The organism is Sediminibacterium sp. GW821-FHT12F12, from assembly GCF_058806635.1.
Window position 1 is genome coordinate 53,222 of sequence record NZ_JBXAPW010000011.1, and the last position, 15,254, is coordinate 68,475.

General features: G+C 45.0%; 12 protein-coding genes and 1 other RNA gene. 8 read left to right on the forward strand and 5 right to left on the reverse strand.

Features of this window, described 5'->3' with window-relative positions:
* Positions 1–14 precede the first annotated feature (14 nt).
* From AC1RNB_RS14595 to AC1RNB_RS14605, 3 genes are read left to right on the forward strand one after another with little or no spacing between them, the layout of a single operon-like run.
* Positions 15–1,130: a DUF3667 domain-containing protein gene (locus AC1RNB_RS14595; RefSeq protein ID WP_493083950.1), complete on the forward strand. Its 1,116-nt coding sequence runs from the start codon at positions 15–17 to the stop codon at positions 1,128–1,130.
* A 10-nt stretch (positions 1,131–1,140) separates the two neighbouring features.
* Entirely contained in the window at positions 1,141–1,920 is a 780-nt protein-coding gene (mazG, locus tag AC1RNB_RS14600) for a nucleoside triphosphate pyrophosphohydrolase (RefSeq protein WP_493083951.1), read from the forward strand.
* Positions 1,917–5,645, forward strand: a complete 3,729-nt coding sequence (locus AC1RNB_RS14605; protein WP_493083953.1) for a sensor histidine kinase — start codon at positions 1,917–1,919, stop codon at positions 5,643–5,645. The genes mazG and AC1RNB_RS14605 overlap by 4 nt, the downstream gene beginning before the upstream one ends.
* Positions 5,646–5,919: 274 nt before the next feature.
* Here AC1RNB_RS14605 and AC1RNB_RS14610 read toward each other — a convergent pair whose 3' ends face one another.
* From AC1RNB_RS14610 to rplU, 4 genes are all read right to left on the reverse strand, one after another.
* Positions 5,920–7,596, reverse strand: coding sequence for a DNA polymerase/3'-5' exonuclease PolX (locus AC1RNB_RS14610; protein WP_493083955.1), 1,677 nt, complete (start codon positions 7,594–7,596; stop codon positions 5,920–5,922).
* Between the two features lie 103 nt (positions 7,597–7,699).
* Positions 7,700–7,906: a hypothetical protein gene (locus tag AC1RNB_RS14615; RefSeq protein WP_493083957.1), complete on the reverse strand. Its 207-nt coding sequence runs from the start codon at positions 7,904–7,906 to the stop codon at positions 7,700–7,702.
* A 71-nt stretch (positions 7,907–7,977) separates the two neighbouring features.
* Positions 7,978–8,244 carry a 50S ribosomal protein L27 gene (gene rpmA / locus AC1RNB_RS14620; RefSeq protein ID WP_493083959.1) on the reverse strand — a complete coding sequence of 89 codons (267 nt, stop codon included), beginning with the start codon at positions 8,242–8,244 and terminating at the stop codon, positions 7,978–7,980.
* A gap of 71 nt (positions 8,245–8,315) precedes the next feature.
* Entirely contained in the window at positions 8,316–8,621 is a 306-nt protein-coding gene (gene rplU, locus AC1RNB_RS14625; protein WP_490835265.1) for a 50S ribosomal protein L21, read from the reverse strand.
* A 240-nt stretch (positions 8,622–8,861) separates the two neighbouring features.
* Between rplU and AC1RNB_RS14630 the strand changes: the two genes are divergently transcribed.
* From AC1RNB_RS14630 to ssrA, 5 genes are all read left to right on the forward strand, one after another.
* Entirely contained in the window at positions 8,862–10,355 is a 1,494-nt protein-coding gene (locus tag AC1RNB_RS14630; RefSeq protein WP_493084077.1) for a GH3 auxin-responsive promoter family protein, read from the forward strand.
* A gap of 118 nt (positions 10,356–10,473) precedes the next feature.
* Positions 10,474–11,631, forward strand: a complete 1,158-nt coding sequence (locus AC1RNB_RS14635) for a 1-deoxy-D-xylulose-5-phosphate reductoisomerase (RefSeq protein ID WP_493083961.1) — start codon at positions 10,474–10,476, stop codon at positions 11,629–11,631.
* A gap of 48 nt (positions 11,632–11,679) precedes the next feature.
* A complete protein-coding gene (rseP, locus tag AC1RNB_RS14640) occupies positions 11,680–13,020 on the forward strand; it encodes an RIP metalloprotease RseP (RefSeq protein ID WP_493083963.1) in 1,341 nt (446 codons plus the stop codon).
* A 161-nt stretch (positions 13,021–13,181) separates the two neighbouring features.
* The gene (locus tag AC1RNB_RS14645; RefSeq protein WP_493083965.1) at positions 13,182–13,538 is read left to right on the forward strand and encodes a four helix bundle protein; all 357 of its coding nucleotides are present in this window, start codon (positions 13,182–13,184) and stop codon (positions 13,536–13,538) included.
* 66 nt (positions 13,539–13,604) lie between these two features.
* Positions 13,605–13,976, forward strand: a transfer-messenger RNA (tmRNA) gene (gene ssrA, locus AC1RNB_RS14650).
* 323 nt (positions 13,977–14,299) lie between these two features.
* Here ssrA and AC1RNB_RS14655 read toward each other — a convergent pair.
* A complete protein-coding gene (locus AC1RNB_RS14655; protein ID WP_493083967.1) occupies positions 14,300–15,199 on the reverse strand; it encodes a helix-turn-helix domain-containing protein in 900 nt (299 codons plus the stop codon).
* Positions 15,200–15,254 lie beyond the last annotated feature (55 nt).

The window sequence follows — 15,254 nt, forward strand, 5'->3', positions numbered from 1 at the left end:
TCAAACGTTAACAAGTGTCGCATTTAAAGGAAAGAGAAGAAAAAGACTGTTTAAACTGCGGAGCCACCGTTCAGGGCCGCTATTGCCATATTTGTGGGCAGGAAAATATTGAACCCAAAGAGAGTTTCTGGCACCTGGTTACCCATTTTGCCTATGATGTTACCCATTTTGATGGCAAGTTCTTCAGTACACTGCGATACCTGCTGTTTAAACCCGGGTTTTTGTCGAAGGAGTACCTGCGGGGTAAACGGGCTTCTTACCTGCACCCGATCAGGATGTATGTATTTACCTCGGCCTTCTTCTTTCTCGTATTCTTCAGCCTGCATAAGGAAGAAGAAGTGGTTAAAATCAATGAAACAGACCCTACGGCTGCCCAGGTGATGAAGAACCTGGAAAAAAAGAAAGCGGATCTGCAGGAAACGCTGAGTGATAGTATGCCTTCCATGGCGCGTACCCCCATGCTGAAAGCGATACAAATGGTGGATAGTGATATGGCGGCACTGCGGAAAGATACCACGGCTAAAAAAAGGTTGAAATCGGAAGGAAGCAATTTTACCATCTTCTCTATTTCTTCCAACGACCAGCGCTACCGCACCGAGAGAGAATACGATTCTTTGCAACAAACATTGGCTCCCGGCAAGCGGGATAATTTTATTGAGCGGAGGTTTGCCCACCAGAACCTGCACCTGCGCGAGAAATATAAAAACGATGGTAAAGCAATCTGGACGGCCGTTTTCTCCAAATTCCGCCACCTCTTTCCACAGATGATGTTTGTTTCCCTGCCATTGTTTGCCCTGTTACTGCAGTTGCTCTACTCACGGAAGAAGAGCTTCTTTTATGTAAACCATGTGGTGTATACGATTCATCTGTATTGTGCCACTTTTATCATCATTCTGCTGGGTATGCTCATAGATCTGCTGATGGGGAATATGGGGATGAGTGGCTCCGATTGGGTTTCTACCATATTTGTTCTGTTTGTGATCTTTTACTGGTATAAGTCCATGCGCAACTTTTATGGGCAAGGCAGAGGCAAAACCCTGCTGAAGTATTTCCTGTTAGGGTTCCTGTCGATCTTCCTGATGGTGATTATCTTTACAGTTTTCTTTATTTTCTCGGCCATGGCCATTTAAATTGATAGGTATGCAAAACAAGACAGATAGTTTTTTACGGTTGGTGAAGATCATGGATGAGTTACGCGAGCAATGTCCCTGGGATAAAAAGCAGACCATTCACACCCTTCGCCCGCTGACCATTGAAGAGACCTATGAACTGGCCGATGCCATTACAGCGGATGACTGGAAAGGTATCAAAGAAGAACTGGGCGATATGATGCTGCATATCCTGTTTTATGCAAAAATCGGTTCGGAACAAAAACAGTTTGAGCTGGAAGATGTGCTGAATGGCATCTGTGAAAAGCTCATTTTCCGCCATCCGCATATTTACAGCGATGTAAAAGTTTCGGGCGAAGAAGAAGTAAAACAGAACTGGGAGAAACTGAAAATGAAAGAGGGCAATAAAAAATCAGTGCTGGGAGGGGTGCCACCTTCGTTGCCGGCAGTGGTAAAAGCCACCCGAATCCAGGAAAAAGCCAAACAGGTGGGGTTTGAGTGGGATAATAAGGAAGATGTGTGGAAGAAGGTAGAAGAGGAGATTGGCGAGCTGAAAGAAGCCATACAACTGGCTTCGCAGGAGAAGATAGAGGAAGAATTCGGGGATGTATTGTTCAGTATGATCAATTATGCACGGTTTTTGCAGGTAGATGCCGAAGGGGTACTGGAGAAAACCAATCAGAAATTCATCCGGCGCTTTCAACAGATGGAAACTATTGCAGAAGGGCAGGGTACTAAACTGCAGGACCTGACGCTGACCCAGATGGACGCTATCTGGAACGAAGTTAAAAAGCAAAACAAACTTACTTGATCCACTCATTACGACAGGCGGCATATAAACACGGTTACCTCATCATCACCGCCGCATGGCTGTATACGATCTCTTTTATTTTCATCAATTACTGGAGTTATCATTCTACTCCCAAAAAAGTTCAAGGCAAACTGGAACAACGCCTGCGAACACTGGAGGCTGAATTTAATGAAGTAACGGCCGATACAGCCTTGCTGCAATCACTCCTGTCGCAATCTCCCGACGTAAAAGATCCACTGCAGGGCGAGATCGGATTGTTTCTTTACGAAGCCCGGATAGATAACCAGCCATCTTCGCTGGTGTACTGGAATACCAACCGAATGTACATTAACAGCGAAGACCTGTTACTGAAGGAGGGGAGTTATTTCATCGGCAACCAGAACGGCGATTTTGAAATGCTGCGAAAGGAAGTGGAACTGCGGGGCAAACACTATCATCTGTTTGCCATGATACCCGTACGCTGGGCTTATTTTATGGAGAACAAATATCTCCATGCGGCTTTTGCCGGTTACCCTGGTATCAACGAACAGTACGAAATCAGTGTAGATCCGCAGGCATTACCTGTAAAAGGGTACAACGGACAGGAACTGTTCCGCATTAAATTAAAACCCGGTAAATCCTTTATCGCTTACGATCCTGTTACCATTTTTCTGCGGGTAGTGGCCATTATCCTCTTATTGATCTTCCTGCATGCCATGGCATTGGAAATGGTGAGCCGATACCGGTTCAGAACCGGTTTTGTGTTTTTGCTGGTATCGGTGCTGTTACTTCGACTGATTGCTTACCGGTTTTCTTTTCCTTTCGATTTCAGCAAGCTGGCACTGTTCGATCCGGCTATTTATGCTTCCAATTTCCTGCACCCATCGCTGGGCGACCTGTTTGTAAATGCTGTACTCCTGTTCTGGGTGGTCAGCTTTTACAAAAGCCATACCGACCGGCAACCCTGGATCCGCTCAAGGTTTACACCAACGGTATATGCTTACCTGAGCCTGCTGATTCTTGCCCTGGTCTGTTTTCTGCTGGCGGGTGTTATTACCAGCCTGGTAAAAGACTCCAAAATCCCTTTTGATGTAACCAATTTCTTCGGACTTACCATTTACAGCGTGATCAGTTTTGTGATTCTCTGTTTACTGGTATTAAGCTTTTTTCATTTTTCACAAGTGCTGCTGCAACCGGTTATCAGGACGGGATTGCCGGTATATCTGCAATGTTTGGCCATTGCCTTATTTGGATTCGCCTATGTTTTGGTGGCCACTTCTGCTGCCGATACCAGGTTGTATCTCTGGGTATTGGTATGGTTACTGCTGTACCTGCTGTTGCTGAACAGCCGTAAAAAAGACCTGGACATTCCTTTACTCAAATCCAGTTTTTTTATTTTCTGGGTGATGATCTTCACGATGTCTATTGCCACCATGGTGATTTACCAGAACGGTAAAGTGGAGTTTGAGCAGCGGAAACGGATTGCGGAGAAACTGGCACTGCAAACAGATCCTTCCGGAGAAAACCTGCTGAATATTGCCGCTACCAATTTTGATGATCAATTTCTTACCGAGAATTTTCACCGGCTGGAAGAGAGTGAGTATTCCAATAAATACATCAAGGATAGCCTGGTAAACCAGAATTTCTCCGGTTACCTGAATAAATATGATACCCGGATCTATACATTTGATAGTCTGTACCACCCCCTGCACAACGAGGATTCGCTGGATTTTGCTGCCATCCGAACCATCATCACCAACCGCGCCAAACCAACGGCCATACCGGATATCTTCAGTTATGAAAATGCGGTGGATGGCTTTAGTTATATATACGAGAAAACAGTACGCCGCCACCAGGAGATATTGGGGTATCTCTATGTGATCATCAAATCCAAACGCTACAAAAGCGAAGCCCTCTACCCCGAACTGTTTAACCAGGTACAGGATGTGGCTTCTGATCTGAACACTAATTATGCATACGCAGTGTACGTTCGCGGCCGGTTGATCAATCATTTTAATACCTATAGCTTTCCTTCGGTACTCGATAAAAAACAGTTGGCCGGAATGGAGTTTCAGTATAAAAAAGCGGGCGACTTTAACGAGTTATGGTACAGTTCTGCCAACGACAAACAGGTACTGGTGGTAAAACGGGATACCGGTTTTATGGAAGCGGTTACGCTGTTTGCCTACCTGTTCTGTTTTTTCCTGCTTATCATCCTGCTCTTTCATTTCGGGAACTATCTGATACAGGCGAGATTTAATGCCATTGCCCTGCGTAAAATGATGCGGCTGAATATCCGCTCGCAGATTCAGGCTACCATTATTTTCCTGAGTGTATTCTCTTTTATTGTGATCGGGATTGCTACTATCTCTTTCTTTATCCTGCGGTTTAACCGCAACAATGAGGAGCGGCTGTCCAAATCCATCCAGGTAATGGCCAATGAAGTGAATTCGAACATGAGTTCGCTCCAGGCTTTTGATGATGTGCCGGATAATGTGGGTGTAAAAGCCGGACTCGAAAAAACCATTGCCGAGATCTCTGACCTGCACAATGTGGATATCAACTATTATAACCTGAGTGGCAGTCTCGTCATTTCTACCCAACCCTATATCTACAACAAACAATTACTCAGCTCCAAAATGGAGCCGAAAGCTTACCGCGAGTTATTGTCGGGGCATAGTATCCGTTTTATGCAGTCGGAGAGCATTGGTTCTTTTGAATACCTGAGTATTTATGTACCGCTTACTGATGATAGCGGTAATAACTACGCCTATCTCAATATTCCTTACCTGAACTCGCAGAGCGAACTGAACCAGGAGATCTCGGGGTTTCTCGCTACGCTGATCAACCTGAATGCCTTTATATTCCTGATAGCGGGTGCTATAGCCTTTTTCCTTACCAGCCGGATCACGGCTTCGTTCAGCCTGATCGGGCAGAAAATGCAGGAAATGAATCTCGGCAAGATCAACGAAGCCATTGAATGGAACCGGAACGACGAAATTGGTATGCTGGTAGAAGAGTACAATAAGATGGTGAAGAAACTGGAACTGAGTGCGCAGGCACTGGCGCAAAGCGAAAGGGAAGGGGCCTGGCGCGAAATGGCGAGGCAGGTGGCGCATGAGATCAAAAATCCGCTCACACCTATGAAACTCAGTATCCAATACCTGCAGAATTCGATACAGAAGGGTGCACCCAATGTAAAAGAGTTATCAGAAAGTATGGCTGTAACCCTGATTGAGCAGATAGACCAGTTATCCAAGATTGCCGGCGATTTTTCGCAGTTCGCCAATATCGGTAATGCGCGGATGGAAACTTTTGATATTTCAGAAGTGCTCTCGTCTGTGATCCGTTTATACAGTGCCAATCCTGCCATTGAGATCAGGTGGGAAAAAGAAGAAGGTTCGTATCCTGTGTATTCAGACCGGGTGCAGATGAACCGCCTGTTCACCAACCTGCTGCAGAACGCGGTAGAAGCCAATACGGATAAAGACAAACGCATTTCTATCCTGATACGCCAGCGAAAAGAAAATGGAGTGATCTATTTATCGGTAGAGGATAACTGCGGCGGTATTCCCGAGATCATGCGCGATAATATCTTCACCCCCAATTTCACTACCAAATCATCCGGCACGGGCCTGGGACTCGCCATCTGCAAAGGCATTGTAGAAAAGGCCAACGGCCAGATCTGGTTTGAATCAACAGAAGGCGAGGGGACGGTGTTTTACATTAGTTTGGCGGAAGTGTAATAGATGAACAGAGGAACAGAGGAACAGAGGAACAGAGGAACAGAGGAACAGAGGAACAGAGGAACAGAGGAACAGAAGATCGGAGAAGGCAAAAATACGATTGTATCTTATGGCGTCTGCGGTTCGGGGTTCTGGCTTCTAAGTTTTGAGTTCTATGTTTTCGGTTCGGTGTTCGATATTCCCAGTTCGATATTCGGTGTTCCTTCTCCGCCTCCGTTCATCTGTTCCTTGCTCATCTGTTCCTCTGTTCGTCTGTTCCTCTGTTCATCTGTTCCTACGGTCTTTTTAAGTTCTGCCTGGCTACAAACGCTTCAAAATCACTCAGCGAATAACTACTCAGATTTTGTTCTCTACTTACCCCGGCTTTCTGTGCTACCAATACACCGTAACGGCAATCATCAAAACCATCTATAGCGTGGGCATCGGGGTCGATGGAGATGAGTACATTTTTTTCAAGCGCATAATCGATCCAGCGCCAGTCAATATCGAGCCTGCGGGGATGTGCATTCAGTTCTATCACTACCTGGTTGGCCGCACAGGCTTCTATGATCCGTTTGTGATCTACCGGGTATCCATTGCGGCTAAGTAAGAGTCTGCCCGTCATATGGCCCAGAATGGAAGTGTAAGGGTTCTCTATGGCATTCATCAAACGCATCATTGCTTTTTCCTCGTTCATCTTCAGGTTCGAGTGAACGGAGGCGATCACGAGGTCAAAGGTGGAGAGAATTTCCGGCGAATAATCCAGGCTGCCATCGTTCAGGATATCACTTTCAATGCTTTTGAAGATTTTAAAGGGAGCCAGTTTCGCATTCAGCTCATCTACCTGTTGCTGCTGTGCGCGGATCCGGTCTTCCTGCAGGCCATTGGCATAAAAAGCCGTTTTGGAGTGGTCGCTGATCACGAGATACTGCAATCCTTTGTTCTTGGCAGCTACCGCCATCTGCTCCAGCGTATGCACCCCATCGCTCCAGTTGCTATGGCAGTGAATGATACCGGTAATATCTGTTGGCTGGATGGGGGTAGTTAGTTTACCAGCCTTAGCTCTATCAATCAACTTCGCTTCTTCCCGCTGGTAAGCGGGTATAAAAGGAAGGCCGGCTGCGGTAAAAATCTCTTCCTCGTTCGCATAAGTAGCCCCGGCATTCCATTGGATGCTTGTTTGCCAGGCTTCCAGGAATGTGTCACTGGCACTGGTAACGAATAATTTCGCAACGATAGCAGCCGGATTAGTGCAATAGAATCCCATCGTCACATTTTCTTTTCCTTTGAAAACGATCTGATCACCTGATTCGTTTACCACCATAAACTCATTCCGTGTAAAAAAGTCTTTCAGCATTTCCATGGGCAGGGTGGTAACCCAACTGAGCGTATTAATGATCTCGAGCTGTCTACGGAATTCACCGGTCAGTATAAATTGTTCCCCGGGAAAGTTTTCTTTGAGGCGGTTATCTACCGCAACGGCATAACTCTCTATCTGCTGGTACAGATAACTACCCAAAGTGCCAAAGTAGAATTCGATCGATTCCTTGATATTCTGTTGGGTCTTTTCCCCAAAACCTTTGTATAAAGTAAGCCGGTTTTCGTTGCAGGCATAGAGCAATTCGCCCAAAGTTTCTATTTCGAGCTCTTTCCAGATGGTGGCTATCTTTTTCGGACCAATGCCCTTAATGCCCATCATTTCAATAATTCCGGGTGGTGTTTTGGCAATGTATTCGTTCAGTAAACTGAGCTGCCCCGTCTCCAGTTGCTCTACAATTTTTTTACCGATGGCATCACCGATACCACGGATCCCGAAGATTTTTTCGGCCGGTAATTCGGACAGGGGGGTGGTGAGTTTGTCGATGGTGAAGGCGGCCGAAGAATAGGATTTGGCCTTAAAGGAATTGTCGCCGTGGATATCCATCAGCTTGCCTAAGAGGGCAAAGTTCTCTGCAATGGCATAATTGTCCATATCGTTGCTGGTATTGGGTTTCGAAGGTAGGGATTACGCAATAAAAAAGTCCCGGCGTTTACCGGGACTTAAATCTATTTCTGCTTGAGAAATAAGAAGGCTACTATTTTTTAGCGGCTTTCTTAGCGGCTTTTTTAGGAGCAGCTTTCTTTGCAGCTTTTTTAGGAGCAGCTTTCTTAGCGGCTTTTTTAGGAGCAGCTTTTTTTGCAGCTTTCTTAGGAGCAGCTTTCTTTGCAGCTTTTTTAGGAGCGGCTTTCTTAGCGGCTTTTTTAGGAGCGGCTTTCTTAGCGGCTTTTTTTGCAGTTGCCATGTTTTTTTAGATTTAATGGTTAGTTAATACATTAAAAGTAAAAACTTATTTGGAACTACAAAAAAAAACTTTTAAGCGGTTACTTCTACCGGTTTTACGGAGACAGTGGTTTTGTCGTTTTTCCCTTTCTTAAATTCTACCAAACCATCGGTTAATGCGAACAGTGTAAAGTCTGTTCCTACACCAACATTCTTACCAGGATGGTACACGGTACCTCTCTGACGGATGATGATATTTCCGGAGAGTGCTGGTTGTCCACCATATATCTTAACACCTAAACGCTTGCTTTGTGAATCGCGGCCGTTCTTTACGGAACCTTCACCTTTTTTGTGTGCCATAGTCTTTTGTTTTAAAAACTAAAATAATACACCGGGCATCGCCCGATCATCATCTTACTCATTATCGCTTACTAAGCGATGCTTTCAATTTTAATTCTTGTATAGTGGGTTCTGTGACCGTGCTTCTTACGGAAGCCTTTTCTCCTTTTCATTTTAAAGGCGATCACTTTATCTCCCTGTACGAGATCACTGATGATTTCTGCTTTTACAGTGGCTTTTACAGCACTGCCCACAGAAACGGTTCCGCTGTTGTCTGTAAACAACACATCGCTGAACTCTACTTTATCTCCGGTTTTACCCTGCAGGTGAGGAACATACAGGCTTTGACCTTCCTGTACTTTAAATTGCTGACCTGCGATTTTTACAACTGCTAACATAGCTACCAAAATTAGGACGGCAAAGGTAAGGTTTCGTGCCGTAAATACGCAAACATTTTTCAAATAAATCTTGTCCCCACTGGTGGAAAACGGGTTTGGGGGTAGAGGTTTGGCGTTTGGGGTTGGGGGTTTGGGGTTGGGTTTTCCTTTTTTTTCGCAAAAAAGCAGTTTTAACCCCAAACTCCAAACCCCAAACCCCAAACTTCCTCTATTTTTGCCCCCTTTAGCGACCTTGACATGATGAATCTGAAATCCTTATTGGCACGTCCCTTTGCCAATTATATATATAATAAGACACGTAAAAGCATGCAGACCGCCCTGGACGATCAGGACGCGATCCTGAAAATGCTCCTCAAGACCGGTAAAAACACGGTTTTTGGTAAGGAACATCGGCTCGAAAGCGTTTCAGACCATGCCGGTTATGCGCAGGCGGTGCCTATCCGCGACTATGAGCAGTTCAAACCCTATATCGAACAGGTAAAAGAAGGCAAACAGAATATTCTCTGGAAGGGGCGGCCCATCTATTTTGCCAAAACCAGCGGAACCACCAGCGGGGTGAAATACATCCCCATCAGCAAAGATTCTATTGATAATCATATCAATACGGCCCGTAATGCCCTGCTTTGTTATATGGCCGAAACGGGGAATGCCGCTTTTGCGAGCGGTAAAATGATCTTTCTCAGCGGCTCGCCGGAACTGGAGCGGGTGGCCAATATCCCTACGGGGAGGTTGAGCGGGATTGTGAACCACCATATTCCGAGTTACCTGAGATCCAACCAGTTACCGAGTTATGAGACCAATTGTATCGAGGATTGGGAGACCAAACTGGATAAGATCGTGGACGAAACGATCAACAAAGACATGACCCTGATCAGCGGCATACCTCCGTGGATGCAGATGTATTTCGACCGTCTGACCGAGCGAAGCGGCAAAAAAATCGCTGACCTGTTCCCGCATTTCAGCGTGATGGTGCAGGGTGGCGTCAATTTTGAACCGTATAAGGCGCGGATGTTCGAGAGTATCGGCAAAAAGATAGACAGTATTGAGCTTTTCCCGGCCAGTGAGGGCTTTTTTGCTTTCCAGGACTCGCAAAATGCCGAAGGACTCTTGCTGAACACGAATAGTGGTATTTATTATGAGTTTGTGCCGGTGGGCGAGATCTTTGCCGAAAATCCTACCCGTTTAGGCCTGCGTGACGTGAAAACCGGCGAGAATTACGCCATGATCATCAGCTCCAATGCCGGTTTGTGGAGTTATAACCTGGGCGATACGGTCAAATTTGTGAGCACCGATCCCTACCGACTGGTGGTGAGTGGCCGGATCAAACATTTTATCTCCGCTTTTGGGGAGCATGTGATTGGCGAGGAAGTGGAGCAAGCCCTGTTACAGGCATCCAAAGAGCATCAGGTTAAGGTTACCGAATTTACCGTAGCACCACTGATACAGCAGGAAAAAGGCAAGAGTTACCACGAGTGGTTCATCGAATTTGAACAGGAACCGGCCGACAGGGAAGGTTTTGTTCGTTCGCTCGACCTGAACCTGCGCCAGAAGAACGTGTATTATGATGACCTGATCAGCGGTAATATCCTGATGCAACTGCAGGTGCGGGCCGTGCGGAAAAACGGGTTTATCGATTATATGCGCTCTATCGGGAAACTGGGCGGGCAGAACAAAGTGCCCCGTTTGAGCAACGACCGGGTAATTGCGGATGCTTTGCAGCCTTTTTTGAGCTGAGAAACAACGCGAAATGGTAAAACCATACCAAAATTTCGCCATTCTTCCATTTCCAAACCCCTTCTCCCGCTTATTAACGTAATTTGTAGAACAGTAGGAAGTATATTAAAGACACTAAATGAGTCAGAAACGAATAGCGCTTTTCGGGTCAACCGGATCCATCGGAACACAGGCATTGGATGTGATTGCCGCCAACCCCGACCTTTTTTCGGCAGAAGTATTAACGGCACAGACCAATGATGTGTTGCTTATTCAACAGGCGTTGCAGTTTGAACCCAATATTGTAGTGATCGGGGATGAGAAGAAATATCCCATTGTAAAAGAAGCCCTTGCCCATACCCATACCAAAGTATTTGCCGGCGAAAAAGCACTGGAAGAAGTGGCTTCGCTGGATTGTTATGATATGATGCTGGCAGCCATTGTGGGGTATGCCGGATTAAAACCCACTTTGCGCGCTATCGAGATCAGCAAACCCATTGCACTGGCCAATAAGGAAACCCTGGTAGTGGCGGGCGATATCATTATGCGCACCGCGGCCGAAAAACGGATCCCCATTATTCCGGTGGATAGCGAACATTCGGCTATTTTTCAATGTCTGGTAGGTGAGGGCAGGAATCCAATTGAAAAGATCATTCTCACTGCCAGTGGGGGGCCTTTTCTCGGCAAAAAACCCAACTTCCTCGTAAATGTAAAAAAAGACCATGCTTTGCAGCATCCTAACTGGAGCATGGGCGCCAAGATCACCATCGATTCTGCCACCTTAATGAATAAGGGGCTGGAAATGATCGAAGCCAAATGGTTATTCAATCTTACGTACGACCAGGTGCAGGTAGTGGTACATCCGCAGAGCATTATCCACAGCATGGTACAGTTCGAAGATGGCAGTATCAAAGCCCAGATGGGGTTACCGGATATGAAACTGCCTATTCAGTATGCGCTGGCATTTCCCAACAGAATTAAAAATGATTTTCCGCGATACGATTTTAAAAAACCGGGTACCCTCAGTTTTGAAGAGCCCGATACCAAAACCTTCCGTAACCTGGCACTGGCCATGGAAGCGATGAAACAGGGAGGTAATATGCCCTGTATCCTGAATGCGGCCAATGAAATAGCCGTGTATGCTTTTCTCCGTAACCGCATCGGTTTCCTCGATATGACAGAAGTAGTGGAACAAACCATGGCAAGGATCGCTTTCCTGCCAAGTCCCACACTGGAAGAGTATTTTGAAACCGATGGTGAGGCCCGTAACTTCGCGGCTTCCTTGATTCACATGTAATTTTAATTAATCAGCGAAAACCAATAAATCCCTCAGGGGTGTGAACGTATGAGTTTATTAGCAATTGACTGGGTAAGTGTAGGTGTAAAAACAGGACAATTCATTTTGTCTTTTTCCATATTAGTGGTACTGCATGAGCTGGGCCATTTTCTGCCGGCGCGTTTTTTTAAATGCCGGGTAGAGAAATTCTATCTCTTCTTTAATCCCTGGTTCAGTTTATGGAAAAAGAAGATCGGCGAAACAGAATATGGTATTGGCTGGGTACCCTTTGGTGGTTTTGTGAAGATCTCGGGTATGATTGATGAGAGCATGGACAAAGAGCAGATGAAACAAGCACCGCAACCCTGGGAGTTCCGCGCCAAACCGGCCTGGCAACGCCTGATCATCATGGTAGGTGGTGTGGTGGTGAATGTATTGCTGGCCATTGTGATCTTTATCGGTATCACCTGGGTATGGGGCGAAGAGAACCTACCGGTGAAGAATATGAAATACGGCGTGTATGCTGATTCACTGGGACATAGCCTCGGCATCAAAGACGGAGATAATATTGTGGCCATTGATGGTAAGCCCATCGAATATTTCGGTACCCTGGAATCGGAGATCGTGTTAAGCGAAGCCAAAAAAATACAGGTGTTACGCGAAGGACAAACGATCGACCTCGCCATCCCGGATGGGTTCATTAAAAAGATCATCCGTAACAAAAAGTTCAGCGGACTGGTATATCCCCGTTACCCTGTAATTGTGGATTCGGTAGCGAGTAAAAAGGAGAGTGGCTTACAGCGTGGCGACCAGTTGATCGCCATTAATAACCAGTTCTTTCAATACCGGCATGAATTTGAAAAAGTAAAACAGAATTTTAAAGATTCTGCTGTTATCATTACCGTGATCCGTAACAATGATACGGTTCCGGTAAAAGCCAATATCAGCAGCAAGGGTTCGGTAGGATTTTTTGCTACTTCTCCCATGGAACTGCTGGGAACGGTGCATAAGCAGTATTCATTCGCCGCTTCTATTCCCATCGGTTTTAATCATTGCTGGGAAACCCTGAGCCGTTATGTAACCGGACTGAAACAACTGTTTACGGGCAAAGTGGCTGCCAGCGATTCGTTGGGTAGTGTGATCAGTATTGGCAATACCTTCCCCGGTGTATGGGATTGGGAGAGGTTCTGGACACTGACCGGTATTTTCTCCATTATCCTCGCTTTCATGAATATCCTGCCCATACCGGCATTGGATGGCGGGCATGCCTTATTTACACTTTTTGAAATGATCACCGGCCGCAAACCCGGCGATAAGTTCATGGAATATGCTCAAATGGCAGGCATGATACTGCTGTTGGGATTAATGGCATACGCTTTGGGGTTAGATTTCTGGAGACTGTTTAAATAGTTGGGGGTTTGGGGTTTGGAGTTTGGGGTTGTTAAGGGTTTTGTGGTTGGGGGTTAAGTATAAATACCTATTGTGTGTTGTAAGTGTGAAAGGTAGTTTTGAGGAAAATGGTATTTTGTATGTCTACGATTACTAAGCTGGAAGAGCTTGAGATATAGCAAATGGCAAGGAGTTATGCAAGGGAAATCAACCGGATTTTAACAGCGGAGTCATTTAACTATGAGCCAGGATTAAAGCAGCAGATGAAGAATGCATCAGGCTCTATTATGGATAATATAGCAGAAGGTTTTGGCCGTGGTAGTAAAAATGAATTTGTTAACTTTCTTACCATTGCAAAAGGTTCTGCTGAAGAATCAAAGTCGCAGTTAACAAGGTGTATTGATTGTGGACTGATAGATCAGCATCAATATGATAATTTATCGGTTTGTGTAGAAACTTTAGTAAAAAGAATAGGCGCACTGATCCACTATCTGAATAAAGTGCCTATTAAAGGACAGAAATTTAAAGATCGTTTATAAAAGGTTTGGATTTGAGGGAACAGAATAAAACTCCAGACCCCAAACTCCAAACCCCAAACCAAACCTGGGGTCGTATTGGTTTTGACAGCATAGGTTACGGTTGGTGTAAGCATGCAGTGCGTTGCGTAATTAGCACTTTAATCTGAATACGCAAACTTCAAATGGCAATACTCAGTATGCCATGGCTGCTTAATCAGTGATTAAGTAACCATTTGGGCCGCCGCACAGGTTCGCTTCTTTCCAGGTGCCGCCGCCGACTCAAATCAAAAGGAGATGCTGTAACAGAAGGCTGTGACTGTTACCTAAGCCCATCCAGCTAAGCGTGTTGTTGGTTTGTTCCCGTCCTGCAGCGTGCCGACAAATAATCAGGAAATAAGCATGTAGAAAGCTAATGGTAGCGATGTTTGGACAGGGGTTCGACTCCCCTCGACTCCACAAAAGCTAAGGAAATGTTAATAGCATTTCCTTTCTTTTTTAGATAACTTAGAATGAAAAGGAGTTGGTTGCGTATGGTTAATCGCATAATAAAATTACGATAAACTAAATTTTTTAGGGAGACCTAAGGAGAGTTCCACACTTCAGAAATTTATTCAGCCTCACTTTGATTTGCTACAAATTCATCAATTGATTGTTCAATAAGCAGATCTCCCAATAGCGAAATAATTTGGTTGTGTCGTTGTTATTAGTGTTTGCTCAGGAATTCTTCTGCCATTTCCGCTGATTCTGTGGTTGATTTTTTGAGTAGGCCACTTGTTCATATATCAGTTCTGCGATCGATATTCATTAGGAGAAATACCAACCTTCTGCTTAAACAACCTCGTAAAATGTTGCGGATATTTAAAACCCATTTCTAACGCTACCTGATTAACGGATTTGTTCACGTCGAAAATTCGTTCTTTGGCAATATTGATAATCTTGGTATGGATGAATTCCTGCGCAGTTATTCCTGTTTCTTTCTTGATCAGATCGCCAAAATAATTAGAAGATAGATTTAACTCCTCAGCGCAATATGCAACACTGGGTAAACCGATAGTTGCTGGTTTGTCGGAATTGAAATAGCCGCTCAATAGTGCTTCAAATCTTTCCAATATTCCTTTATGTACGTTGTCACGAGTAATGAACTGACGATCGTAAAACCTTGTGCAATAATCAAGGAATAAAATGATGTTCGCAATGATCAGCTTTTTACTGTGTTTGTCTATGCCGTGTTCCAGTTCAAAATCAATTTTTGAAAAACTATCTAATACGATGCTTCGTTCACGTTCTGAAAGGTGAAGAGCTTCCCTGATTTCATAACCGAAGAAAGAATAATCATGTATGTGCCGACCCAAAGATGTTCCGGCGATAAGATCAGGATGGAAGATCAGACCCCAACCTTTTGGTTGATACGCTTCTTCACTGTAAGCCGCTGCTAAAACCTGACCCGGACCTAAAAAAACAAGGGTTCCTTCCTGGTAATCATATGTATTCTTTCCATAAGCAAGATCCCCGCATTTAACATCTTTTAAAAAGACAGTATAAAAGCCAAACAATGCTTTGAAACCGCCATGCCTCGGATCGGCCTTTGAAAAATCGACGATACTTACCAGCGGGTGTTTTGTCTCATTCTTGTTAAACTCGTTATACTTACTGATCGTATCAAAATTAATAACCTGGTCCATTTCGGGCATTTTAGAACTCAAACTTATCAATATATCTGTTAGTCTGCCACCTCTT

Excerpts from the sequence above, each read along its gene's own strand:
- mazG (WP_493083951.1), top strand. The coding sequence starts at position 1,141 with ATGCAAAACAAGACAGATAGTTTTTTACGGTTGGTGAAGATCATGGAT.
- AC1RNB_RS14610 (WP_493083955.1), bottom strand. The coding sequence starts at position 7,596 with ATGGACAATTATGCCATTGCAGAGAACTTTGCCCTCTTAGGCAAGCTG.
- AC1RNB_RS14615 (WP_493083957.1), bottom strand. The coding sequence starts at position 7,906 with ATGGCAACTGCAAAAAAAGCCGCTAAGAAAGCCGCTCCTAAAAAAGCC.
- rpmA (WP_493083959.1), bottom strand. The coding sequence starts at position 8,244 with ATGGCACACAAAAAAGGTGAAGGTTCCGTAAAGAACGGCCGCGATTCA.
- rplU (WP_490835265.1), bottom strand. The coding sequence starts at position 8,621 with ATGTTAGCAGTTGTAAAAATCGCAGGTCAGCAATTTAAAGTACAGGAA.
- AC1RNB_RS14630 (WP_493084077.1), top strand. The coding sequence starts at position 8,862 with ATGAATCTGAAATCCTTATTGGCACGTCCCTTTGCCAATTATATATAT.
- AC1RNB_RS14635 (WP_493083961.1), top strand. The coding sequence starts at position 10,474 with ATGAGTCAGAAACGAATAGCGCTTTTCGGGTCAACCGGATCCATCGGA.
- rseP (WP_493083963.1), top strand. The coding sequence starts at position 11,680 with ATGAGTTTATTAGCAATTGACTGGGTAAGTGTAGGTGTAAAAACAGGA.
- AC1RNB_RS14645 (WP_493083965.1), top strand. The coding sequence starts at position 13,182 with ATGGCAAGGAGTTATGCAAGGGAAATCAACCGGATTTTAACAGCGGAG.
- AC1RNB_RS14655 (WP_493083967.1), bottom strand. The coding sequence starts at position 15,199 with ATGGACCAGGTTATTAATTTTGATACGATCAGTAAGTATAACGAGTTT.